This window comes from Undibacterium sp. 14-3-2, assembly GCF_016595265.1.
Classification (GTDB): Bacteria; Pseudomonadota; Gammaproteobacteria; order Burkholderiales; family Burkholderiaceae_D; genus Undibacterium; species Undibacterium aquatile.
In genome coordinates this window covers 515517-540190 of record NZ_JAENGS010000001.1, presented here as the reverse complement: position 1 = coordinate 540190, position 24674 = coordinate 515517, and the positions used below count along the sequence as shown (strand labels likewise).

The 24674-nt window shown below is 50.4% G+C and carries 19 protein-coding genes and 1 tRNA gene; 2 read left to right on the top strand and 18 right to left on the bottom strand.

Translation table 11 applies throughout. From position 1 onward, the window contains the following. Positions 1-113 precede the first annotated feature (113 nt). On the bottom strand, positions 114-866 hold the full coding sequence (locus tag Undi14_RS02375; RefSeq protein WP_200177782.1) for a phytanoyl-CoA dioxygenase family protein: 753 nt from the start codon (positions 864-866) through the stop codon (positions 114-116). A gap of 143 nt (positions 867-1009) precedes the next feature. On the opposite strand from Undi14_RS02375, the gene Undi14_RS02370 reads away from it, so the two are divergent. Further along, positions 1010-2065 (top strand): 3-deoxy-7-phosphoheptulonate synthase, encoded by a 1056-nt coding sequence (locus tag Undi14_RS02370; protein ID WP_200177781.1) that lies wholly within the window; start codon positions 1010-1012, stop codon positions 2063-2065. 123 nt (positions 2066-2188) lie between these two features. Here Undi14_RS02370 and Undi14_RS02365 read toward each other — a convergent pair whose 3' ends face one another. Then, complete coding sequence (locus Undi14_RS02365) at positions 2189-4957, bottom strand: pitrilysin family protein (RefSeq protein ID WP_200177780.1); 2769 nt, start codon at positions 4955-4957, stop codon at positions 2189-2191. Positions 4958-5388: 431 nt separating this feature from the next. After that, complete coding sequence (locus Undi14_RS02360; RefSeq protein WP_200177779.1) at positions 5389-5541, bottom strand: hypothetical protein; 153 nt, start codon at positions 5539-5541, stop codon at positions 5389-5391. Positions 5542-5565: 24 nt separating this feature from the next. On the opposite strand from Undi14_RS02360, the gene Undi14_RS02355 reads away from it, so the two are divergent. After that, the gene (locus Undi14_RS02355) at positions 5566-6129 is read left to right on the top strand and encodes an N-acetyltransferase (protein ID WP_200177778.1); all 564 of its coding nucleotides are present in this window, start codon (positions 5566-5568) and stop codon (positions 6127-6129) included. A 149-nt stretch (positions 6130-6278) separates the two neighbouring features. On the opposite strand, the gene Undi14_RS02350 is transcribed toward Undi14_RS02355, so the two are convergent. From Undi14_RS02350 to Undi14_RS02280, 15 genes are all read right to left on the bottom strand, one after another. Further along, on the bottom strand, positions 6279-7640 hold the full coding sequence (locus Undi14_RS02350; protein ID WP_200177777.1) for a formimidoylglutamate deiminase: 1362 nt from the start codon (positions 7638-7640) through the stop codon (positions 6279-6281). Next, on the bottom strand, positions 7637-8452 hold the full coding sequence (gene hutG, locus Undi14_RS02345; protein ID WP_200177776.1) for an N-formylglutamate deformylase: 816 nt from the start codon (positions 8450-8452) through the stop codon (positions 7637-7639). Before hutG ends, Undi14_RS02350 begins: the two co-directional genes overlap by 4 nt. Positions 8453-8532: 80 nt before the next feature. After that, positions 8533-9342: an IclR family transcriptional regulator gene (locus tag Undi14_RS02340; protein ID WP_370589865.1), complete on the bottom strand. Its 810-nt coding sequence runs from the start codon at positions 9340-9342 to the stop codon at positions 8533-8535. A gap of 212 nt (positions 9343-9554) precedes the next feature. Then, positions 9555-10202 (bottom strand): SPOR domain-containing protein, encoded by a 648-nt coding sequence (locus Undi14_RS02335; RefSeq protein WP_186896243.1) that lies wholly within the window; start codon positions 10200-10202, stop codon positions 9555-9557. Between the two features lie 51 nt (positions 10203-10253). Then, positions 10254-11024: a type III pantothenate kinase gene (locus tag Undi14_RS02330; protein ID WP_200177774.1), complete on the bottom strand. Its 771-nt coding sequence runs from the start codon at positions 11022-11024 to the stop codon at positions 10254-10256. 42 nt (positions 11025-11066) lie between these two features. Then, positions 11067-11909: a biotin--[acetyl-CoA-carboxylase] ligase gene (locus Undi14_RS02325; protein WP_234030366.1), complete on the bottom strand. Its 843-nt coding sequence runs from the start codon at positions 11907-11909 to the stop codon at positions 11067-11069. Between the two features lie 376 nt (positions 11910-12285). Then, positions 12286-16512, bottom strand: a complete 4227-nt coding sequence (gene rpoC, locus Undi14_RS02320) for a DNA-directed RNA polymerase subunit beta' (protein WP_186896241.1) — start codon at positions 16510-16512, stop codon at positions 12286-12288. Between the two features lie 230 nt (positions 16513-16742). Continuing rightward, positions 16743-20849 (bottom strand): DNA-directed RNA polymerase subunit beta, encoded by a 4107-nt coding sequence (gene rpoB / locus Undi14_RS02315; protein WP_190477074.1) that lies wholly within the window; start codon positions 20847-20849, stop codon positions 16743-16745. A 215-nt stretch (positions 20850-21064) separates the two neighbouring features. Next, complete coding sequence (gene rplL / locus Undi14_RS02310; RefSeq protein ID WP_186886085.1) at positions 21065-21439, bottom strand: 50S ribosomal protein L7/L12; 375 nt, start codon at positions 21437-21439, stop codon at positions 21065-21067. A 57-nt stretch (positions 21440-21496) separates the two neighbouring features. Further along, a complete protein-coding gene (gene rplJ, locus Undi14_RS02305) occupies positions 21497-21994 on the bottom strand; it encodes a 50S ribosomal protein L10 (protein WP_186886084.1) in 498 nt (165 codons plus the stop codon). 291 nt (positions 21995-22285) lie between these two features. Then, entirely contained in the window at positions 22286-22978 is a 693-nt protein-coding gene (gene rplA, locus Undi14_RS02300; protein ID WP_186886083.1) for a 50S ribosomal protein L1, read from the bottom strand. Then, complete coding sequence (rplK, locus tag Undi14_RS02295; RefSeq protein ID WP_186886082.1) at positions 22978-23409, bottom strand: 50S ribosomal protein L11; 432 nt, start codon at positions 23407-23409, stop codon at positions 22978-22980. Before rplK ends, rplA begins: the two co-directional genes overlap by 1 nt. A gap of 121 nt (positions 23410-23530) precedes the next feature. Continuing rightward, positions 23531-24124, bottom strand: coding sequence for a transcription termination/antitermination protein NusG (gene nusG, locus Undi14_RS02290; RefSeq protein WP_186886081.1), 594 nt, complete (start codon positions 24122-24124; stop codon positions 23531-23533). Further along, complete coding sequence (gene secE / locus Undi14_RS02285; RefSeq protein ID WP_186886080.1) at positions 24124-24507, bottom strand: preprotein translocase subunit SecE; 384 nt, start codon at positions 24505-24507, stop codon at positions 24124-24126. Before secE ends, nusG begins: the two co-directional genes overlap by 1 nt. Before the next feature lie 38 nt (positions 24508-24545). Then, a tRNA-Trp gene (locus tag Undi14_RS02280) sits at positions 24546-24621 on the bottom strand. Positions 24622-24674: the final 53 nt, after the last annotated feature.

Here is a 24674-nt window from a genome sequence, read left to right as displayed (position 1 = left end):
TATGACAGGTGAAACGAAGCCATTGCCCGCATGTATGCATGTAACAACATTCTGCAACGGTATATGGCAATGGACTGTGAAGCACAGCAAAGGCTGACTATACACTTTTTATATCACAAAGGAATTTCAGGCAAACTCGCCGAACGCGAACCTGCTTCCGGCACATTTGCCGCATCCCGATAAGTGAATACCATAGAAAATTTACCTGCCGTGGTCAGATTTTTTCCAGCAGCATGAAACAGATTACTGTGAAACAGCAAGACATCGCCTTGCTGCAAAATCACCGGACGCGCCTGTGCCAACAAATCCTGATTCTGCTGCAAATCAGCACGTAAGAACTGGGCAGTGTCTAATTGCGATGCATCGATCTGAAGCTGATGCGATCCCGGTATCACCAGCAGACATCCGTTTTCCACCGTTTCATGTCGTAACGCCAGCCACGCTGAAATCAGTTCGGCGCGCGCAAAATGCCAGTAGCGACTGTCACGGTGCCAGCCAGTTGCCGTGGAATACTGCGGTTGTTTCGTCATGATGCAATTGTGATGTGCTTGCGACATCAGCGCACCATTGCCAAGTAATTGCAGCAATGGCTGCGCCAGTGCCGCGCCGGTCGCCCACTTTGCCAGTATTGGATCACGTGAATACGCCTGCAACAAACGACGTGCGGTATGCCCACCTTCGGCCTCGCGCGACGCCGGTGCACCGGGATAGCGGGTATCCGCCTCATATTCTATGGGCTGTACATCAGCCGCTAATTGTTGCTCTGCAAAGCGAATCACTTGTTCGCAAAAATCCGGCGTTGCCAATCCTGGTAAAACTAAAAAACCCTGAGTCTGAAACTCCTGAATCTGGTCATGACTAAGCATTGTTATTGCCAATTTTCAAAAAGTGCAAAGCACTATTGTGCCACGCACTCGACACCACGTTGCCCTGAAAATAGGCAAGTTTTGCGGCAGAGCAGCAAATTAAGTCATAATAGGCATCAGGTTTTTCATTACTTACTGCCACCATGACCACTACCGCACTCGAAAATATCAACATCGTCTCGTTTGACCACATGCCTGCGCCGGAAGAGCTGCACGCACGTTTGCCGCTCACGGAAGCGGCAGGTAATGTCGTCGAACAAAGCCGCGAAGCCCTGCGCAATATCCTTGATCGCAAAGACAAACGTCTGTTCGTCGTCGTCGGCCCTTGCTCCATTCACGATCCGGTGGCGGGTCTGGATTACGCGCGTCGTCTGAAAGCGTTGCAGGCAGAAGTCAGCGATGTGATGTTGCTGGTGATGCGTGTCTATTTTGAAAAACCACGTACCACGACCGGCTGGAAAGGTTATATAAACGACCCGTATCTGGATGATTCTTTCCGTGTCGATGAAGGCATGGAAAAAGCGCGTCGCTTTTTACTCGACGTCTGCGAACTCGGCCTGCCAACCGGTACCGAAGCACTCGACCCGATTTCACCGCAATACCTGGGTGATCTGATCGCCTGGACAGCAATTGGCGCACGTACGACAGAATCGCAGACCCACAGGGAAATGTCGTCCGGCCTGTCGACACCGGTTGGCTTTAAAAATGGTACCGACGGTGATATCAGCATCGCCATCAATGCGATTCTGTCGGCATCACATCCGCATTCCTTCCTCGGTTACAACAGTCAGGGTCAGGTGTCGATAGTACGCACCAGCGGCAATCAATATGGCCATGTCGTGTTGCGTGGCGGTGGTGATCGTCCGAACTACGACACGGTGTCGGTGGCGATGGCGCAGCAGGCACTGGTGAAAGCGAAGCTGCCGCCGAATATCGTGGTTGATTGCTCACATGCCAACAGCTTCAAAAAACCGGAACTGCAACCATTGGTGATGGCCGATGTGGTGAACCAGATCGCCAACGGCAATGACGCTATCGTCGGCGTCATGATCGAATCGAATATCGTCGCGGGCAATCAGGCAATTCCTGCCGATTTATCGCAGCTTAAATACGGCTGTTCCGTCACCGATGCCTGTGTGGACTGGAGCACGACCGAGACTATGTTACGCGAAGCCGCTGCGAGATTGCGTCAGAAATAATCTGGCTCAATCTGGTTCAGCATGTAAAAAGCGCAGTGTGGAAAATCACACTGCGCTTTTTTTATATTTCCACTGACAGTTACGCGAGCAGAATTTTCTGTCGCGTTATGCCCTCAAAAAAACTTACTTCGCGGCTGCTGCTTTTTTCGCTGCGCCAGCAAAATCGCCGACATAGAAATGGGCAAAACTGTCTGGTTTCACGTATTTGCGTATCACTGCATTCACATCGTCCAGCGTCAGTGCGGCAATTTTCGCTTCGACCTCAGCATCAAATGCCATAGAGCGACCAACATATAACTGGCCGCGCAGGTTGCCTGCTAATGCCGGATCTTGCGCACGGCGGATATTGCCTTCCTGTGCAATAGACTGCTTCGCGTCCGCCAATTCTGCTGCCGTCACACCATCTTTGACTAACAAGGCCAGCTCTTCTTTCACGCCGGTTTGTAATTTCGCCAGATTTTGCGGTGCGTACATTGCGTACAAAACAACCGCTGCGTTTTTGTCCAGGCTCGGCACGCTCAGTGAACTGCCAGCACCGTAGCTGATGCCTTCTTTCTGACGCAGGCGATTGAACAAACGTGATTTGATACCACCACCGAGGATATTATTGGCAACGCGCAACGCTGGATAATCGGGCGACTGGTCATCGAGTTCAAACGGCAGTGATGCCAGATAAAACGCATTCGCTTTGTCCGGAGTTTCTATGCTGTTCGCTTGCCCGTTTGCATTCAGATTCAGGCTGGGAACACGAACATACTTCGCTGGACTATTCCAGTCGCCAAGCACGGTGGCCAGTTTCGTTTTGACTTCTGCCGCATCAAAATCACCGACCAGAGAAAACTCGGCACTGTTTGCACCATAGAAGGTTTTGTAGAAATCTTTGACGCTGTCGAGTTTTGCAGTGCTGTATTCTTCCATCGCTTCATTGAAAGAAGACTGATAACGAATATCGCCTTTTTTATACAGACTGTTTTTCAACGCGCCCATCGCACGTGTTGCAACCGCTTGTGGCTCGTTTTTACCAGATTCTATCTGCGTCAGATTTTCTTTGACCAGCAAATCGAATTCAGATTGCGGGAAAGTCGGGGCACGCAGAACTTCACGCAGCAGATCCAGCAAGGCAGGCAGGTTAGCGCGCACGGTGTCAAAGCTGACATTCAGATTCTGACCTGCACCGGAAATACGTAATTTAGCTTTCAGCTCACCGAGTTTGGTATCGAGTTCGGCACGGGTGAATTTGCCGGAACCGCGCATCAGCATATCGGCAGTCAGATCGGCAACAGCGACTTTGCCGAACAGGGATTTTTCATCGCCAAAATGCAGACTCAGATTGCCATTCACGGTTTCACCGCGCGTTTTTTTACTCAACAGCGCAACTTTCGCACCATTTTTCAGCGTCAGTTTTTCTGTGCGTTTATCGATATTGACAGCGGTGGCATCAAAGGTTTCGCCTGCCGCCACAGTCGCACGGCCTTTGTAGCCTTCGACCAGTTTGGCAACATCCGGTGCCGCCGGAATTTCAGCGCGATCAGGTTTTGCCACTGGCAGGAACTGACCATAACTGCGGTTGTCGGCTTTAAAATAATTTTGTGCGACGCGCTGTACATCTGCCACCGTCAATGCTTCGATACGATCACGTTCAATGAAGAACATGCGCCAGTCACCCAATGCAATCGATTCAGACATACTGACGCACAGACGTTGCGGATCGTTGATGGTTTTTTCCAACGCATTCAACAGATTGGTTTTGGCCCGCTTCAATTCGGCTTCGGTGACCGGTTCTTGCGCCAGCCCTTCGACAGTTTCAATCAGACTCGCTTTCACATCAGCGACATTCTGATCTTTACTCATGATGCCTAAGAACATAGCATAGCCAGGCTCTGCCAGCTGAAAGGTAATTTCACCGACACTCACTGCCTTTTTACTTTCCACCAGCTTTTTATACAAACGGCCATTGGGTGAAGAACCCAGAATCTCACCTAAAGCAGAGACAGCCGCAGCATCAGCATGGCTGCCTGCAGATGTCGGATACAGTACGGCAGCCAGTTGTTGGTCGCTGACGCGGCGCACGGTCACTTCACGCGTACCATCGCGTGGCGCTTCGCGGGTCCAGGTGTTGCTCAGTTCACGCGTCGGTTTGGCGATGACACCAAAGGATTTTTCAATCAGCGCCAGGGTTTTTGCCGCATCGAATTTACCGGCCACCATCAGCACAGCATTATCCGGCTGATAGAACTTACGGTAAAACGCCTGCAGGTTAGTGATCTTTACGCCTTCGACGTCAGAGCGTGCACCGATGGTGCTGTGTCCATAGTTGTGCCAGTCGAAAGTGGCCGCACTGAGTTGCTTCCAGAGCACGCCAAACGGATTGTTTTCACCGATTTCCATTTCATTGCGGACGACAGAAAATTCGGTATCGAGATCAACCCGCGCCACTTTGGAATTGACCATGCGGTCGGCTTCCATTTCCAGCGCCCATTTCAGATTATCTTCACTGGCAGGGAAAGTTTCGAAGTAGTTGGTGCGATCGTAAAACGTGGTGCCATTGAACTGCATGCCGCGCTTGCTCAGCTCTTGCATGATGTTGCCACGGTCTTTGGTGCCCTTGAACACCATGTGCTCAAGCAAATGCGCCATACCGGTTTCGCCGTAACTTTCATGGCGTGAACCAACGAGGTAAGTCACGTTGACAGTGGTGGTTGGTTTTGATGCATCCGGTGCCAGCAATACGCGCAAGCCGTTAGGCAAACGGTATTCCGTGATGCCTTCAACACTAGTGTATGCAGTCGCTTTTGCTGCAACAACCGCTTTTGGCGCTGCTGCAAGGGTAGGCATTGCAGTCGCAGCAGTAAACGCGAGGGCAAATGCAAGGCAAATTGGTTTGAGTTTCATTGATTTATTCCATTAGTCGTTAAACGGTCAACTTCACTACTTCTGAACTTTTCTCTTCTATTTCTCTGATCTCTGATACCAGGCTGACATCGATAACAGCGATCAGTACCACTGATGCACCGTCACGCCGGAAAGGCGGTTTTGCGTGCACCCCGTTATGACAGAAAATGCTTGTTCTCTTATTAAACGAGAAATGAAGCATAACAAATTTTCATTGTTTTGCGAGAGTTTGTGACGAAATGATGAATACGCCGACGAAACGCAGAATGTGGTCAATAAAAAAGCGTGAATTCACCCACAAGAAGATCGCGGAAGTTCATCGACAATATCAATAAAAATGGGGAGTATGTGGCTTTTTCATCCTTATCCCTTTATGAAATAAGGATGTCTGAAAATACTGGGAGGGAGTATATTTATTCTTTAGCGACGAATTAGTGCGCCACAAGCACTTCAGTGCTGGCTTGATTCGCCTGACTTTCGCTGACTTCGGTTCCACCGCTTGCCAGCAGATTGGTTTTGTCTGGCTGGTGCACTTTAACCTGCGTCTGTGCCGCTACTTTGCACGAAAAACCAAGCAGCGACACATCCCTTGCACCTGAGATCAACCGATGACATCTTCACCCACGTCTTACACCGTACGCCCCTTAACCGCACAAGAATGGCAACAATATAGGCAGATCAGACTTCGCTCTCTTGCCGACGCGCCAGACGCCTTTGGCAGCACACTCGCAACAGAAAAAGATCGTCCTGACGATGTCTGGGCAACGCGACTCTTGCTGGCAACAAGCTCAGGTAAAGATCGCCCGTTAATAGCGGAAATCTCGGGCGTTAAAAACGAATTTGCTGGTTTGCTGTGGGCGAAAGAGGATGCCACTGACACTTCCGTCGTCAATATTTTTCAGGTGTGGGTGGCACCAGAATATCGGGGACAAGGCATGGCAGCGGCGCTGCTCAGAGCAGCAATTCTCTGGGCGAGATCCAGATGCGCCAAGCTTGTTCAATTAGGGGTGACATACGGCGACAGCGCCGCAATGCGACTCTATGTTCGGGAAGGATTTCAGGCCGTCGGCGTGCCTGAACCGCTGCGCCCGGATTCCACTTTGCTGGAACAAACAATGCGCCTGGTGCTGGAGCAAACGCCTTTCGCCTCCGACATTTGCCCTGAGAAATAATGGCATATTGATTGCACATCGACCTTATTCATTGACTGAAAATTGGGGGAGTATGCACAAAAACCGCCTTAATCTCAGCAGAAAATAAGGAGGTTTAAAAATACTCCCCCCCAGTATATTTTTCGCTTCCAGCAAGGAAAAATGCAAAATCACAGCTTGCGCAACTCGCGCATGCAATTGACATAGGCGTTTTCAATCTGCACTTGCTGGCAGTGGCGGCCATTGCTGACGACTTGTTTGCCACCAACATAAACGTCGCGCACCAGCGTATCGTTTCCGGCAAAGATCCAGGTATTCAGGACATCGCTGCTGGAAATTCCGGCCAGATTCGGATGCGCATCATCCAGCACGACGAAGTCGGCACGGTAACCGGAGGCGAGTTTGCCCAGTCTGCGCCCGCTGGCTTGCGCGCCGCCTTGTAACGCGGATTGCCACAGAAAATCACCGATCTTTTTTTGCTGCGCGTTGCTGGCAATATTGCGGCCTTGCAAACGCAGACGCTGACCATATTCGAGCCAGCGCAATTCTTCGACCACGCTTTGCGAAACCTGGCTGTCGCTGCCGATGCCAAAACGTCCACCGGCGGCGATGTAATCCGGTAAATCGAAAAAGCCATCACCCAGATTCGCTTCGGTGGTCGGGCAAATGCCGGCCACGGCACCACTGGCGGCGATGCCGGCGACTTCAGTTGACGTCAGATGGGTTGCATGCACGAGGCACCAGCGCTGATCAACGAGATCGGTCTCCAGAAGCAATTCGACCGGGCGCTGGCCGCTGGCAGCGAGGCAAGCCTCGACTTCTTTCATCTGCTCTGCGATATGGATATGCACTGGCCGCCCGGTGGGCATTGCCTGTTGCAGCTCGCGTATCTGGCCTATGCTGGCCGCGCGCAGTGAATGCGGCGCAACGCCAACTTCCACCTGATGACTGCGGCTGGCTTCTAGATTTTGCACCAGCAGCAATATGTCATCGACACTCGTTGCAAAGCGACGTTGATCATCACGCAGCGGCTTTGCATGGAAGTCAGCGTAGCTGTACAACACCGGCAGCATGGTCATGCCGATGCCGCTCTGACTGGCGGCGGCGATCAGGCATAGCGCCATTTCCGCCGGATTCGCATACATCTTGCCCGCAGGGTCACGGTGCAGATAATGGAATTCACACACTGCTGTATAACCGTGCCGCAGACATTCTGCATACAGTTGTGCGGCAATCGCCTGTATCTGCTCTGGCGTGATGTGCAGCGCGTAGCGATACATGAGATCGCGCCAGGTCCAGAAGCTGTCTTTGCTGTCACCGGCAATTTCGGTCATGCCAGCCATGGCGCGCTGGAATGCGTGGGAATGCAGATTGCACATGCCCGGTAACACGTAAGTCACCTGCGGTTCGCCGGGTCTGACTATGGTATCCATCTCTATGCTTTGGATATCGCCCAGTGCATCCCACTGCAGGCGGATATTCTTTGCCCAGCCTTGCGGCAAAAACGCGTTGTGCGCAAACAGCGTGGTCATGCGATCTCCGTTTCATGCGCCCAGTCTATGCACTGTTGCAGCAATTGCCGCAGCAACCCCTGCACCTGCTGCGCCAGATCAGGACGATACGCATACGGTGCCGCTTCGTTCATATACACACGCTGACTCATTTCCAATTGCACTGCGTGAATGTGCTGTGCGGGTTGTCCGTACTGACGCGTAATATAGCCACCTTTGAAACGACCATTGAATACATGGCTGTAACGCTGCGCATCAGCGGAATATTGCAGGCAGTTGGCCAGCCTTTGCTGTAATGCGGGGGCGCAGGATTTCTGGTCAGCGGTACCAAAATTCAGATCCGGTAAGCTGCCATCAAAAAAGCGCGGAACGACTGACGCAATGGAGTGGGCATCCCACAACACCACTCTGCGATGCTGACGCAGCAAGCGGGCAAGCTCTGTCTGCAATTGCTGATGATATGGTTGCCAGTACGTTTGGATGCGACGCTGAATTTCAGCTTCCGTCGGTAGCTGATCCGGCAGATACAAAGGCTGCTTGGCAAACGTATCGATGGGACACAAGCCTGTGGTGTCCTGCCCCGGATACAGATTTGCATTATCCGGCGCGCGATTCAGATCAATCACGTAGCGCGAATGTTCCGCTATCAGCGTTGATGCGCCCAGCTCCTGCGCCATGTTGTAAAGCAAAGGTAAATGCCAGTCGGTATCCGCTTTCTCTTGCGCCACCGGCAGCATCTGCGCGGCGACTTCGGTCGGTATCGTCGTTCCCACATGGGGCATGGAAATCAGTAAAGGCACGTGGCCTGGTTGAAAATGGAATGCGGGATGCATGGGAAGCTTTCAAAAATGGCTAAGACGATGGAGGTAATGTTAGCGATGGTAACGGCACTGTCGATATAATTTGTTCAGATTCAGATACGGCTTTCGAATCGCAGACGCTGACTGATCTTTGCCGCAGCCGCCTGCGTCAGCCGTATCAATTCATCGCTATGCGGCAGGGCGCGGCTGGTCGGTGCCATCAGTGACAGGGTCGCCTCGGCTTTCGCCGTGCCTGAGATCACTGGCACGCTGACGCCCCAGACGCCAATATCGACTTCATCCTGACTGACCGCATATCCTTGCCGGGCGATCTCTAGCAGTTGTTGTTTCAGCTCAGCGACGCTTGCGTCATCCAATTGCTGAGTCGCCAGTTGGGCATCCAACACGGCGGGCGGCAAGCAGGCCAATAAGGCTTTGGCCGATGCGCCGCGCGCCGTCGGCCCTGTGCTGCCACGCGTGAACGAACAGCGTAAAGCCTGCGGACTTTCCAGCATATCGAGGCAAATTACCTGCCCATGCAGATAAATCAGTAAGCCTACGCTTTCGCCGGAACGCTCCAGCAATTGCTGCATTTCTTCGCGCGCTTGCTGCATCAGATGGGAATGATGATCGAAGCCCCACGCAAGCTGCACCGTCATTGGCCCAGGCTCATATAATCCGCTCTGTGCTGCCAGCCCGTTGTGCACATGTTCCTGCAACAGTCCCCACTTTTTGAGCATGGCAATTTGCCGGTACAAGCTGCTCAGTGGTATTCCGGTTTGTGCAGCCAATTCTCTGGCGCTGAGTGCCTGTCCTGCGCGCGCGACGCAAGCAAGAACCTGCAACACCCTCTCACCGGATGGCACATCGAGCCGGACGTCATGTACAGGTGCAGAAGGAAATAAGTTGATCATCGCTGACATTTCAAAAGAAGCTATGCCATGCTAACAGCAGACTCCGGAATATCAAGCCTGCATTCTCATGTTGTGAGAATGAACGGTGAGATTTTAATCAGAAGAGGATAAAGAGCGAATACTACTTAGCTTTGCGCCACGGGAACAAAAGGTGATAAAAAAGCGCCACGGCGGGCGCTTAATCAGATCATAAAAACCCCTGTTCAAAATGCGAATGAAGATCAGCTTTTGCTATAGGCCGTATTCTGGCAATTGCGGGTTTCCTGTGCAGGGAATTGTGCCTTAATCGCATCAAACTTCGTCTTTTCATCCCCATTCAGCGCCCGCAGCTGATATGCAAATTTAGAGGTGGTCACGGTACGCGGCATGATGCGGGCAGTGCGTACCCCTTTATTATTCAGATTGGCCAGATGTAATTTCGCCGCTTCTTCAGTCTTGAAAATGCCGAGTGAAATTCCCCAATGTAAGGTGCCTTGTTCCTGTATCACGAAGAAATCAGTAATGCCGATACGGCGCAATTCACCTACTTTCTTATCCGCACCATCTTTGCTGCCCTGAGACGGGATGTACACCATGTGGGTGCCGATATCGCTGACATTCAGCCTTGACTGTCTATCACCCAAAGCCAGCGTCTTTAACTTCTCTTCTATCTTCGGCGCCTCGGCCTGAGGAAAATTCCCGATTTCCAGACAAGCGATGATTTCAGCTTTTTTTTCCGGCACAGGCTCTGCTGCGGTCATCGCTGCACTGGCGGAAATCTGTACCAGTTCATCGACGTGATGCTGTTTTTTCAGGCGTTCCGGCTCATGCGTCTCCAATGACCAATGTCCCAGCCAGCCAAGATTGAACGCCAGCGCAAATGCGTTCAAGACCAATAAACTCCAGAAAAAAAATCGCAGCATGATGATAAGTAGGTGAATTCAGCTCGGGCTTGATTGTGCCACGACATACAGTCCAGTCAAGACAAGATTGGGGATATGCTGGCAATCAAAATCCAGATGGGGCAACAGATAAGGCGCGGCACCGCCGGAGATCAGACACGTCACCGCTGTTTTCTGTTCCTCGGCGAAGGCGTGATAAGCCAGTGTGATCGCTCCAGTCTGCGCATGTATGCAACCGCTGACGATCGCCTGATCCGTATTGTCGGCAAATGGTTGATGGACCCTGATGCTTTCTGCAACCTGCGGCAATTGTGCTGTATTGCGAGCCAGCGATTCCGCCATCAGTTTCAAGCCCGGCAAAATCATACCGCCAGTGAACACACCATCCGCACTGACCGCATCAACCGTCGTCGCAGTACCGCAGGTTGTCACAATCAGATTCTGTTGCGGATACAGATAATGCGCTGCAATCGCTGAGGCAAAACGATCACAACCCAGTTGCTGCGGATGACGATATTGGTTTTTCAGACCGGCCAGCTGTGCTTGCGATGCCAGCCAATATGGTTGCAGCGCGGGAAAAATACGCGCCAATATATCGCTGAGCTGTGCTTTAACACCCTCACCCGCGACATTCGACACCAGCACGCTGGTGACCGGACATGGATGCCAGCGCTCAGCCAGGGTGGCAATCTCTGTATGTGCAACAGAATCCATTATCAGCCAGTCTGGTAAGGTGTTAGTCAACGCTGTCGCTAACTGGGGGATGCCCCATTTGATGCGGGTATTGCCGGCATCAATCAGTAATAGCATGTCTATTCTTCTTTCATTGTTTGTGCAATCGCAGGGGGTATCTCAAACAGTATCGACTGGTCTCAACGACACATCACCCGCCAGTACGGGTATTTGCCCGGCTAGAGTTTGCAGCAGCAGACGGCCGCTGACATCAACCCCGGTGGCGATACCACGCTGCAATATCTGGCCGTGGTCAATGATCTGCACTTCCTGATTCGCGTAGGCATGCAGCGCATTCCAACGCACCTGAAACGCAGAAAAACCGTGCTGGTCAAACTGCTCGAAAGCCTTTGCGAGGGCGTTCAGCAAATGCGCAAGCAAAGCATTTCTATCCATCCGTGCCAGCCACGGCGCATCTGCTACTGCACGCCCCAGGCTGGCTTCAAATGCCTCGGGCAACTGCAGATTCAGACCGATGCCAGCCACAATCCAGGTGCCGCCATTTTTTTTGGCGGCACTTTCGATCAGTATACCTGCCAGCTTTTTTCCGTCGCGTAAAATATCATTCGGCCACTTCAGTTGCACTGGTAAATCGAGTGCCTGTAATACGTCTGCGATAGCAACACCAACCGCCAACGGCAATCCCATCAGTGCGTGTGTCTCCCGGCTCAATGGCCAGGCAAGCGAAAACATCAGCATGCCACCCGGCACCGATTGCCAGCTACGACCTGCGCGCCCGCGACCGGCAGTCTGATGCAAGGCAACGCGCAGTACCGGCTTATTCAATTCGCCCAATCGGGACAGCAGATCAGCATTCGTCGAGCCAGTTTCCGCGACAACTTCAACATCCGCCAACATGCCGAACGCATCACGCAATACGAGGATCTTCTCCGCAGTGATATTGAGCTGAATATCATCAGTACGGCCGCTTGCAGGCGTTGTGGTAAGGCATTGATCTGGCATGAGTCTGTATTCGTCGTGAAAATTTAAATTTTTATGAACCTTGCTTCAGATGTCAGCCTCTGATGCAGTACGGTTAGGGGGTAACAGCAACTGACAACACTGCGAGGGGCTACGCTGAATCTCATTCTCTTAGGACTGACGCAATTTGCCCCGGCAAGGCTAAAAAGCTTTTTTCTGCTTTGGGAAACATCGCTGGTAAGCAATGTCCGTTTCGCCAGCAGGCAACATCTTGCCTGAAACCCTGGCTACACCATGGCGACGAAGACAGTACGAGTAGCCATAACGCCGCTGGGGTAGTTTTGCGACAGTCCTATCTCTATAAAAAAACGGCACCGGAGACTAAGCTTCGGTGCCGTTTTTATTCTTTCAGCTACGCTTACGCGTCGCCTTCATGCACATCAGTTGTTGCTTCTGGAGCAGGAGCGAAGACTGCTTTTTCTGCTTCCAGCAACGCGTGACGTTCATCCGCTTCCCAGGTTTCTTTCAACTTGCGGGCGCGGTGGAATGCCAGACCGGTACCGGCAGGAATCAGACGACCCACGATGACGTTTTCTTTCAGGCCGCGCAGGGTATCTTTCTTGCCCATGATCGCTGCTTCTGTCAGAACGCGGGTTGTTTCCTGGAAGGACGCTGCCGAGATGAAGGAATCGGTCGACAGAGACGCTTTGGTAATACCCAACAAGATATTTTCATACGTTGCAGGAATACCGCCAGCAGCGACCACGCGATCGTTTTCACCTAACAGGTCAGAGCGTTCAACTTGTTCACCGACGATGTAGTTCGCATCACCTGGATTCACCACAACTACACGACGCAACATCTGACGCACGATCACTTCAATGTGCTTGTCATTGATCTTAACGCCTTGCAAGCGGTACACGTCCTGCACTTCGTCAACGATGTAACGTGCCAACGCTTCGATACCCAGCAAACGCAGGATGTCTTGTGGATCGGCCGGGCCGTCGACAATCATCTCACCTTTGTTCACAACCTGACCATCATGCACCAGGACTTGTTTGTCTTTGGTAATCAGGAATTCGTGTTTCTCACCGTCCATGTCGGTGATTTCCAGACGTTGCTTACCTTTAGTTTCTTTACCAAATGCAACCGTACCAGTTACTTCCGCCAACATACCGGCATCTTTTGGTGAACGCGCTTCGAACAACTCAGCAACGCGTGGCAAACCACCGGTAATATCACGGGTTTTTTGTGATTCAGTCGGGATACGCGCCAGAACCTCACCAACGTGTACTTGCTGACCGTCTTTCACCGTAATCAGCGCACCAACCTGGAAGCCAATCGTCACTGCGTGCTCGGTGCCAGAGATCTTGACCTCTTCACCTTGTTCGTTCAACAGCTTCACTTGCGGACGCAAAGACTTACCAGCAGCGCTACCACGGCGTTTCGCATCGATCGCTACCAGAGTGGACAAGCCAGTCACTTCATCAACCTGTTTCGCAACAGTCACACCTTCTTCGACGTTTTCAAACTTCACAGTACCGGTGTATTCGGTAATGATAGGACGTGTCAGCGGATCCCATGTTGCCAGTGCTGTACCTGCCTTGATCACCATGCCGTCTTTCACAATCAGCGTGGCACCGTAAGGTACTTTATGGCGTTCACGTTCACGACCGTGGTCGTCCGTGATCAACACTTCACCAGAACGGGAAATTACGATCTGATCGCCTTTACCGTTCGTCACATAACGCATCGTTGCTGTGAAACGAATCGTACCGTTAGATTTTGCCTCAACGGAAGATGCCACTGCTGCACGGGACGCCGCACCACCAATGTGGAACGTACGCATCGTCAACTGTGTACCTGGTTCACCGATGGACTGCGCAGCGATAACACCGACTGCTTCACCAGCATTCACCATCATACCGCGACCCAGATCACGTCCGTAACACATTGCGCACAGACCGTAACGTGTGTCACAAGTCAGTGGCGTACGTACTTTCACTTCATCAATGCCCAGTGCTTCGATACGTTCAACCGCAACTTCATCCAGCAAAGTACCTGCTTCGTACAGTGTTTCCTGCGTTTCAGGATTCACGATATCGTTAGCAGAAACACGGCCCAGGATCAGGTCGCGCAGAGGCACGTTAACTTCACCGCCTTCGACCAGCGCTTTCATGGAAGAACCATTGCTTGTACCGCAATCGTCCTCAACCACGACCAGATCCTGCGTCACGTCAACCAGACGACGTGTCAGGTAACCGGAGTTCGCTGTCTTCAATGCGGTATCGGCCAGACCTTTACGCGCACCGTGCGTAGAAATAAAGTACTGCAGAACGTTCAGACCTTCGCGGAAGTTCGCGGTAATCGGTGTTTCGATAATCGAGCCATCTGGTTTCGCCATCAGACCACGCATACCGGCCAACTGACGAATCTGCGCTGCAGAACCACGCGCACCAGAGTCGGCCATCATGTAAATCGCGTTAAACGATTCTTGTGTACCAACTGTGCCGTCGCGGCGTGTAACTGGTTCAACTTTCAGTTGTTCCATCATGGCCTTGCCGACTTCATCACCGGTTTTGCCCCAGATATCGACCACTTTATTGTAGCGTTCGCCTGCAGTGACCAGACCGGATGCATATTGCTGCTCGATCTGTTTAACTTCGTGCTCAGCCGCTGCCAGCAAAGTCACTTTTTGTGGCGGTACCAACATGTCATCGATACAGATAGAGATACCGGCGCGTGTCGCGAGGCGGAAACCCATTTGCATCAGTTGATCGGCAAACACAACGGTAGCGCGCAGGCCGCATTTACGGAACGACGTATCGATCAGTTTGGAAATTTCTTTTTTCTTCAACGCGCGGTTCAGCACGGTGAATGGCAAGCCCTTAGGCAGAATTTCTGACAAAATCGCACGGCCAACTGTGGTTTCGTAACGTTTGATCGTTTTAACGAATTCACCAGTTGCCGGATCTTTCGGATATTCCGTAATACGGACAGTCACGCGTGTTGCCAGCTCGACTTCCTTGTTGTCCCAGGCGCGGATCGCTTCTGAAACGTCAGGGAACATCATGCCTTCGCCCTTGCCGTTGATGGCTTCGCGAGACGCGTAGTACAGACCCAACACGATATCCTGAGAAGGCACGATAGACGGTTCGCCATTGGATGGGAACAGAATATTGTTAGACGCCAGCATCAGTGTGCGGGCTTCCATCTGCGCTTCGATAGACAAAGGTACGTGAACCGCCATCTGGTCACCGTCGAAGTCGGCATTGAAAGCCGCGCAGACGAGTGGATGCAACTGGATCGCTTTACCTTCGATCAACACTGGTTCAAACGCCTGAATACCCAAACGGTGCAAAGTTGGCGCACGGTTCAGCATAATCGGATGTTCGCGGATCACTTCTTCCAGAATATCCCAGACGACTGGCTCTTGAATTTCAACCAGTTTCTTCGCTGCCTTGATCGTTGTTGCCAGACCCATCAATTCCAGTTTATTGAAAATGAAAGGTTTGAAGAGTTCCAAGGCCATCAATTTTGGCAGACCGCATTGATGCAATTTCAGTTGCGGACCCACCACGATAACGGAACGACCAGAGTAATCGACGCGTTTACCCAGCAAGTTTTGACGGAAACGGCCGCCTTTACCTTTGATCATCTCAGCCAGAGATTTCAATGGACGCTTGTTCGCACCAGTCATTGCCTTACCGCGGCGACCGTTATCTAACAAGGAGTCAACCGCTTCTTGCAACATACGCTTTTCATTACGGGTAATGATTTCCGGAGCGCGCAATTCCATCAGGCGCTTCAAACGGTTATTACGGTTAATGACGCGGCGATACAGATCATTCAGATCGGAAGTCGCAAAACGGCCACCGTCCAGCGGTACCAATGGGCGCAGCTCTGGCGGCAACACTGGCAACACTTCCATGATCATCCAGTCTGGTTTGATACCGGAGCGTTGGAACGCTTCGAGTACTTTCAGACGTTTTGCATATTTCTTGATCTTGGCTTCAGATTTGGATTCTTTGAGTTCTACACGCAAAGTTTCAGCATCACGATCGATATCAATCGAACGCAGCAATTCACGGATACCTTCTGCGCCCATGAATGCGGTGAATTCGTCGCCATATTCTTCGTATTTAGCAGCGTAGTCGTCTTCCGACATGATCTGGCATTTTTTCAGCGGCGTCATGCCAGGATCGGTCACAACGTATGCTTCAAAATACAAAACGCGTTCGATATCGCGCAATGTCATGTCGAGCACCATACCCAGACGGGATGGCAGAGATTTCAGGAACCAGATGTGTGCTGTTGGCGATGCCAGCTCAATGTGCCCCATGCGTTCACGACGCACTTTCGCCAGTGTGACTTCAACGCCGCACTTTTCACAAATCACGCCACGATGCTTCAGACGTTTGTATTTACCGCACAGGCATTCGTAATCTTTGATAGGGCCAAAAATTTTGGCGCAGAATAAACCGTCGCGCTCAGGCTTGAAAGTACGATAGTTGATGGTTTCCGGCTTTTTAACTTCGCCGTAGGACCAGGAACGAATTTTTTCAGGAGACGCCAGACCAATTTTGATCGCGTCGAATTGTTCGTTAGGTTGGACTTGCTTGAATAGATCGAGCAGGGCTTTCATGTATATCACTCCAGTGAAGCGCGCAATTTACTTTGAAATTCACGCTTGGTGGCTGAATGGTGCTGCAACAGAAGGTCTTTCGCCTTACCCTGTTCGCATCAGCGGGAGAGCCAGGTCTGTCGACACTGGTTCCGCTCATACCGGGAACGAACTCGCTTCCAAACTGCTGGCTAGCTGAATGACCAACGCCCGAAACTCGTTCGGGCGATGGTTTTACTACTTAATTACAATTAATCGCGTTCGAGATCGATATCGATACCCAGAGAGCGGATCTCTTTGACAAGAACGTTGAACGACTCTGGCATACCAGCATCAATCACGTGATCACCCTTAACGAGATTTTCGTACACTTTCGTACGGCCATTCACGTCATCGGACTTGACGGTCAACATCTCTTGCAAGACATAAGACGCGCCGTATGCTTCAAGAGCCCAAACCTCCATCTCACCGAAACGCTGACCACCGAACTGTGCTTTACCGCCCAATGGCTGTTGAGTCACCAGAGAGTAAGGACCAGTCGAACGGGCATGCATTTTATCATCAACCAGATGATGCAGTTTCAACATATGCATGTAACCCAGTGTGACTTTACGTTCAAACGCTTCACCGGTACGGCCATCGTACAAAGTAACCTGATTCTTCGATGGTGTCATACCGAGATGCTGAGCGATATGGTCAGGGAAGGCCAGATCCAGCATGCGACGAATTTCCTCTTCATCCGCACCGTCAAACACTGGTGTTGCAAACGGCACACCATTTTTCAGGTTATTCGTCAATTCCAGAATTTCTGTATCGGTGAAGCTGTCCAGATCTTCTGTTTTGCCGGATTCGTTGTAAATCTTTTTCAAGAATTCACGCAACTCTTCGACCTTGGCTTTTGCCTTCAGCATTTCGCCGATACGCAAGCCCAGACCTTTTGCGGCCCAACCCAGATGAACTTCCAGAACCTGACCCACGTTCATACGTGAAGGAACACCCAATGGGTTCAATACGATGTCTGCAGGAGTACCGTCGGCCATGTATGGCATATCTTCGATAGGCACGATACGGGAAACCACACCCTTATTACCGTGACGACCCGCCATTTTGTCACCTGGTTGCAGACGACGTTTAACAGCCAGATAGACCTTAACCATTTTCTGTACGCCTGGCGGCAACTCATCGCCTTGCGTCAACTTGGTACGTTTTTCTTCGAAAGCCAGATCAAACTGGTGACGTTTCTCAGCGATAGAATCTTTGATCGCGACCAGAGCATTCGCTGCTTCATCAGATGCCAGACGAATATCGAACCAGTGGTACTTGTCGATACTTGCCAGATATTCTTTGGTCAGTTTCGTGCCTTTCGCCAGTTTGGCTGGGCCACCATCGGCAATCTTACCGTCAAGCATACGTTCCAGACGTTCAAACGCATCGCCTTCAACAATACGCAACTGATCGTTCAGATCGAGGCGATAACGCTTCAATTCATCATCGATAATTTGCTGTGCACGTTTGTCGCGTTGGATGCCTTCGCGAGTGAACACTTGCACGTCGATGACTGTACCTACCATGCCTGAAGGCACGCGCAGGGAAGTATCTTTGACGTCAGACGCTTTCTCACCGAAAATCGCGCGCAACAGTTTTTCTTCCGGTGTCAGCTGAGTTTCACCTTTTGGCGTCACTTTACCGACCAGAGTATCACCAGCTGTTACTTCAGCGCCGATGTAGACGATACCGGACTCATCCAGACGAGCCAGTTGGTTTTCTGCCAGATTTGAGATATCACGTGTGATTTCCTCGGCACCCAACTTGGTATCACGGGCAACAACAGACAACTCTTCGATATGAATCGATGTGTAGCGGTCGTCAGCGACCACTTTTTCAGAGATCAGGATCGAATCTTCGAAGTTATAGCCGTTCCATGGCATGAACGCGACCAGCATGTTCTGACCAAGAGCCAGCTCACCCATATCTGTCGATGCGCCGTCAGCCAGTACGTCGCCTTTAGCAACCACGTCACCGACTTTAACGATAGGACGTTGGTTGATATTTGTATTTTGGTTAGAACGTGTGTATTTGATGAGGTTGTAAATATCCACACCGACTTCACCAGCCTGCGCTTCAGCATCATTCACACGAATAACGATACGGCCCGCATCGATATAATCAACTTTACCGCCACGCAATGCCTGTACTGTTGTACCGGAGTCAACTGCAACAGTACGTTCAATACCTGTACCGACAAATGCTTTTTCCGGACGCAAGCAAGGAACTGCCTGACGTTGCATGTTGGCACCCATCAACGCACGGTTCGCATCATCGTGTTCGAGGAACGGAATCAGCGATGCCGCAACAGAAACCACCTGACCTGTTGCCACGTCCATGTACTGGATACGTTCTGGGGATACCAGTATCGTTTCGCCAGCTTCACGCGCAGACACCAGTTCATCAATCAGTTTGCCTTCGCCATCGATCGTCGCATTCGCCTGAGCGATGATGTAACGGCCTTCTTCAATCGCAGACAGGTAGTCGATCTGGTTGGTGATTTTGCTGTCAACAACTTTACGGTATGGCGTTTCCAGGAAACCGTATTCGTTCAGCCGTGCATACAACGCCAGCGAGTTGATCAGACCAATGTTTGGTCCCTCAGGAGTTTCAATCGGGCAAACACGGCCATAGTGAGTTGGATGAACGTCGCGGACTTCAAAGCCGGCGCGCTCACGCGTCAAACCACCAGGTCCCAGAGCGGAAATACGACGCTTATGCGTGATCTCGGACAATGGGTTAGTCTGATCCATAAACTGAGACAATTGTGAAGAACCGAAGAACTCACGAATCGCTGCGGAGATAGGTTTGGAGTTGATCAGGTCATGTGGCATCAGGTTATCGGCTTCAGCCTGACCCAGACGCTCTTTCACTGCACGCTCTACACGTACCAGACCAGCGCGGAACTGATTCTCAGCCAATTCACCGACGCAACGTACACGACGATTACCCAAGTGATCGATATCATCGACTTCACCGCGGCCATTGCGCAGTTCTACCAGAATCTTGATTACGGCCAATACATCTTCGTTCGACAGTGTCATCGCGCCTGTCAGTTCATCACGACCGATACGGCGGTTGAACTTCATGCGACCAACAGCAGACAGATCGTAACGGTCTTCGCTATAGAACAAGCCATTGAACAATGCTTCAACGGAATCTTCTGTTGGTGGTTCACCAGGACGCATCATGCGATAAATCGCAACACGGGCAGCCATCTGATCCGAAGTGTCATCAGTACGCAAGGTCTGAGAAATATAAGCACCCTGATCCAGATCATTCGTGTAAAGAGTCTGAATGTCTGTTACACGTGCATCGCGCAAACGCGCCAGCAATTCCTCTGTCAACTCGTCGTTGGCATTCGCAATCACTTCACCAGTGTCAGCATCAATAATATTTTTCGCCAATACGCGGCCAAGCAAATAGTCCTCAGGTACAGAAATGTGCTTGATTCCACCCGCCTCGATTTCACGTACATGCTTAGCATTGATACGCTTATCCTTAGCAACAATTACTTTGCCAGATTTGTCAGCGATGTCGAAACGCGCGACTTCACCGCGCAAACGCTCAGCGACAAATTCCATCTCTGCGCCATCTGCATGCAGGTTGAAATTATCGAAAACAAAGAAATTTGCCAGAATCTGTTCGTTGCTCATGCCGATAGCACGCAACAAGATCGTTACTGGCATCTTACGGCGGCGGTCAATACGGAAGAACAGGATATCTTTCGGGTCAAACTCGAAATCCAGCCATGAACCACGGTAAGGAATGATCCTTGCCGAGAACAACAATTTACCGGAAGAATGCGTTTTGCCGCGATCATGTTCAAAGAACACACCTGGCGAACGATGCAACTGGGAAACAATCACACGTTCGGTACCGTTAACAACAAAAGAACCCGTCGTCGTCATCAAAGGCAATTCACCCATGTAGACTTCCTGTTCTTTCATTTCTTTAACGACAGGCTTAGTCGGCGATTCTTTATCCAAGATCACCAGGCGAACTTTTGCACGCAATGGCGAAGCATAGGTAAGTCCACGCAATTGACATTCCTTGACGTCAAAAGCAGGATCACCTAAAACATAGGACAAGAATTCGAGACGAGCGAATCCATTGTGTGAAACGATAGGAAAAATCGAAGTGAAGGCTGACTGCAAGCCCTCATTTTTGCGGTTTGCCGCTGTTCTGTCTTCTTGTAAAAAGCTTTGGTACGACTCGATTTGAGTCGCCAATAAGAACGGAACGTTGTGGACGTTGGCGCGCTTCGCAAAAGATTTACGAATACGCTTCTTCTCAGTAAATGAGTAGTGCATGGACACTCCGTGAGTGACAAGGAAGGATGGAGAATTCAGGATTCCTGTCACAAAATTAATTCAACTCTGCGACAAAAAACCTCAAGTCTCAGCCCTCGGTCTTAATAAACAGCTAAACAACCCTGAACGACAAAGAAGCCAAAGAGGAACCCTCTCTTTCGAGAGGATTCCTGCCTTTGACTTCGGCAAATCCGCAGATTTGCCTTAATACTGTATTACTTAACGTCGACTTTAGCGCCAGCTTCTTCAAGCTTTTTCTTAGCGGCTTCAGCGTCAGCTTTAGCAACACCTTCTTTAACTGCTTTAGGTGCGCCATCAACCAGATCTTTAGCTTCTTTCAAGCCCAGACCTGTGATTTCACGAACTGCTTTAATGACGCCAACTTTGTTCGCGCCAACTTCAGCCAGAATTACGTTGAATTCTGTTTGTTCTTCAGCAGCTGCAGCAGCACCGCCGCCAGCAGCAGGACCAGCTGCAACTGCAGCAGCGGACACACCAAATTTTTCTTCGAAAGCTTTAACCAGATCGTTCAGGTCCATTACGGACATCGCGCCTACGGCTTCCAGGATATCGTCTTTGCTAATTGCCATTTGAAACTCCAATTAATTAATTACATTGATACGGTATTTGACGGAAACGTCACTGCATTACGCAGCTTCTGTTTCTTTCTTTGCTGCCACGGCGGCCAGAGCACGTGCGAAAGCAGATACAGGAGCCTGCATCATACCTACGACTTGCGCCAACAATACTTCGCGGCTTGGGATGCTTGCCAATGCAACAACGCCAGCTTTATCCAGCGATTTGCCTGCATAGTTACCCGCTTTGATAACCAGTTTGTCATTGCTTTTTGCAAAGTCTTGAACGACTTTTGCAGCAGCAACAGCATCTTCCGAGATCGCATAGATCAACGGACCGGTCATTTCAGAAGCGAGGCTGGCAAATGCAGTTCCCTCAACAGCGCGACGTGCGAGTGTATTTTTCAACACGCGCATGTATACGCCTTGAGCACGTGCATTAGCACGTAATTGCGTCAAATGACCGACCTGGATGCCACGATATTCAGCCACGACGATAGTCTGAGCAGTTGCTACTTTTGCAGAGACTTCAGCGACGACGGCTTTTTTGTCATTCAGATTGAGACTCACGGTCAACCTCCATTAATGATATTCAGTCTGCACATCAGGATGATGCACTTCCCTCACATCGTTTCGAACACGGCGTCCGAAGTTAGGAGTTTCACTGGGGGACCAGTAATCACTACAAAACTTGTTCGGGTACACCATCTGCGTTGGGTTCTGCAAATTGCTCCGCAGATGTTTAACTTGAAACAAAGTAACAAGCCCAACGGTCTTTGACACTCTGAATATCCTGATTGCTCAAGATATCCAGCCCAAAGATACGCCTCATGCAATACAGCATGAGGACTTAATTTTTACTTAACCGAGATTAGCGTGATCAACGCGTACGCCCGCACCCATCGTAGATGAGATAGAAATCTTACGCAGGTAAACACCTTTGCTTGTCGCTGGTTTAGCTTTGTTCAGTGCATCGATCAATGCAACCAGATTCGACTTCAGATCACCATCGGCAAAAGACTTACGACCGATAGTAGTGTGAATGATACCTGCTTTGTCTGTACGGTATTGTACTTGACCTGCTTTTGCATTTTTAACTGCAGTAGCAACGTCAGGAGTCACAGTACCAACTTTCGGATTTGGCATCAGGCCACGTGGGCCCAGAACCTGACCTAAAGTACCAACGATACGCATAGTATCTGGAGATGCGATCACAACGTCAAATGGCATATCGCCAGCTTTAACGCGTTCTGCCAAATCTTCCATACCAACGATATCTGCACCGGCTGCTTTAGCTTCTTCAGCTTTTGCGCCTTGAGCGAATACCGCTACACGTACTGTTTTACCTGTACCAGCTGGTAATACAACTGCGCCACGAACAACTTGGTCAGATTTCTTAGGATCAACACCGAGTTGAACAGAAACGTCGATAGATTCGTTGAATTTCGCTGTAGCACATTCTTTGATCAACGCGATAGCATTGTCAAATGGATACACTTTCAGACGATCTACTTTAGTTGCGAGCAACTTTGCTTTTTTAGATAACTTAGCCATTACAGACCCTCCACCGTGATGCCCATAGAGCGAGCGGAACCAGCGATAGTACGCACTGCTGCGTCCATATCAGCTGCTGTCAGATCTGCGCGCTTAGTAGTCGCGATCTCTTCAGCTTGCTTACGTGTGATGCTACCAACTTTATCAGTGTGAGGTTTAGCTGAACCTTTAGTGATACCTGCAGCTTTTTTGATCATGTAAGTTGCTGGTGGAGTCTTCATCACGAAAGTGAAAGACTTATCCGCAAATGCAGTAATCACGACAGGAATCGGCATACCTGGTTCAACACCTTGAGTCTGTGCATTAAATGCCTTACAGAATTCCATGATGTTCAAACCACGTTGACCCAGAGCTGGACCGATTGGTGGGGATGGATTTGCTTTACCAGCTGGCACTTGCAGCTTGATAAAACCAATAATTTTCTTTGCCATGTTGGCTCCTTCATTAATTGAGTGTTAGCGCCTGACAAGGTTATTAACTAAGTCAGGCTCCTCTGCTTACTTCTCAGTTTCAAAAATTGCTTTTTTTCGTACTGATCAACGATTGATACTCTCAGACTTTTTCAACCTGAGCAAATTCCAACTCAACTGGTGTAGCGCGACCAAAAATCGTCACTGTTACACGCACTTTGGATTTCTCGTAATTAACTTCTTCAACATTTCCGTTGAAATCAGTGAACGGGCCTTCCTTAATACGTACAACCTCACCAACCTCATACAATACTTTTGGCCTTGGCTTCTCAACGCCATCCTGCATTTGCTGCAGAATTTTATCTACTTCATGCTGAGGAATCGGCGCAGGCTTATTCGACTTACCACCAATAAAGCCAGTCACTTTGCTGGTATTTTTTACCAGATGCCATGTATCGTCCGTCATATCCATTTCAACGAATACATAGCTTGGAAATAAACGGCGCTCAGTCACTACTTTACGACCATTGCGAACTTCAATCACTTCCTCTGTTGGCACAAGAATGCGACCGAACAGATCTTGCATTTCAGCGCGCTCAATACGCTCCACCAGAGCACGGTGCACACTTTTTTCCATGCCTGAGTAGGCGTGAACGGCATACCATCTTTTAGCGCTTTTAGGCACAGACACCTCAGGCGCTGTACCTTGCTCGTTTTCCTGAATGTTATCGCTCATTATTTTTTCCATCCAAGAATTACGTCATACAACAAAAACTCGAGAAACTTATCCGTCCCCCAGAGAAAGATCGCCATGACCAATACAAAACCAAACACCACTGCCGTAATCTGACCGGCTTCTTTGCGCGTAGGCCAGACAACCTTTTTTGTTTCACGAACAGATTCTTTAGCGAAATCAAAAAAATTACGACCAACTTCGGAGATTGCAAGCAGTCCGACAGCAACAACCAAGCCCGCCAGAAGAGCAACAACCCGAACCCAAGTCGACTGACCAGCGAGAATGTAAAAAGCAGCAATTCCAGAAACGACTGCAGCACCTGCCAGAATGACTTTATATTTGTCATTGGAGGTACTTACTGTTTGTACGGAATGATTAGACATACTTTTGATTTACTTTCGGTGCCCTGCGGCCTTGACGGTGGCAGGGGCGGTAGGAATCGAACCTACAACCTTCGGTTTTGGAGACCGACGCTCTGCCAATTGAGCTACACCCCTACATCTTAGAACCACTTGATAAGTACTGCGACCTTGGCAAGCCGCAATACTTA

Bases quoted from the DNA above. Each gene is read 5' to 3' on its own strand.
- Undi14_RS02375 (WP_200177782.1), bottom strand. From the start codon at position 866: ATGCTTAGTCATGACCAGATTCAGGAGTTTCAGACTCAGGGTTTTTTA.
- Undi14_RS02370 (WP_200177781.1), top strand. From the start codon at position 1,010: ATGACCACTACCGCACTCGAAAATATCAACATCGTCTCGTTTGACCAC.
- Undi14_RS02365 (WP_200177780.1), bottom strand. From the start codon at position 4,957: ATGAAACTCAAACCAATTTGCCTTGCATTTGCCCTCGCGTTTACTGCT.
- Undi14_RS02355 (WP_200177778.1), top strand. From the start codon at position 5,566: ATGACATCTTCACCCACGTCTTACACCGTACGCCCCTTAACCGCACAA.
- Undi14_RS02350 (WP_200177777.1), bottom strand. From the start codon at position 7,640: ATGACCACGCTGTTTGCGCACAACGCGTTTTTGCCGCAAGGCTGGGCA.
- hutG (WP_200177776.1), bottom strand. From the start codon at position 8,452: ATGCATCCCGCATTCCATTTTCAACCAGGCCACGTGCCTTTACTGATT.
- Undi14_RS02340 (WP_370589865.1), bottom strand. From the start codon at position 9,342: ATGTCAGCGATGATCAACTTATTTCCTTCTGCACCTGTACATGACGTC.
- Undi14_RS02330 (WP_200177774.1), bottom strand. From the start codon at position 11,024: ATGCTATTACTGATTGATGCCGGCAATACCCGCATCAAATGGGGCATC.
- Undi14_RS02325 (WP_234030366.1), bottom strand. From the start codon at position 11,909: ATGCCAGATCAATGCCTTACCACAACGCCTGCAAGCGGCCGTACTGAT.
- rpoC (WP_186896241.1), bottom strand. From the start codon at position 16,512: ATGAAAGCCCTGCTCGATCTATTCAAGCAAGTCCAACCTAACGAACAA.
- rpoB (WP_190477074.1), bottom strand. From the start codon at position 20,849: ATGCACTACTCATTTACTGAGAAGAAGCGTATTCGTAAATCTTTTGCG.
- rplL (WP_186886085.1), bottom strand. From the start codon at position 21,439: ATGGCAATTAGCAAAGACGATATCCTGGAAGCCGTAGGCGCGATGTCC.
- rplA (WP_186886083.1), bottom strand. From the start codon at position 22,978: ATGGCTAAGTTATCTAAAAAAGCAAAGTTGCTCGCAACTAAAGTAGAT.
- rplK (WP_186886082.1), bottom strand. From the start codon at position 23,409: ATGGCAAAGAAAATTATTGGTTTTATCAAGCTGCAAGTGCCAGCTGGT.
- nusG (WP_186886081.1), bottom strand. From the start codon at position 24,124: ATGAGCGATAACATTCAGGAAAACGAGCAAGGTACAGCGCCTGAGGTG.
- secE (WP_186886080.1), bottom strand. From the start codon at position 24,507: ATGTCTAATCATTCCGTACAAACAGTAAGTACCTCCAATGACAAATAT.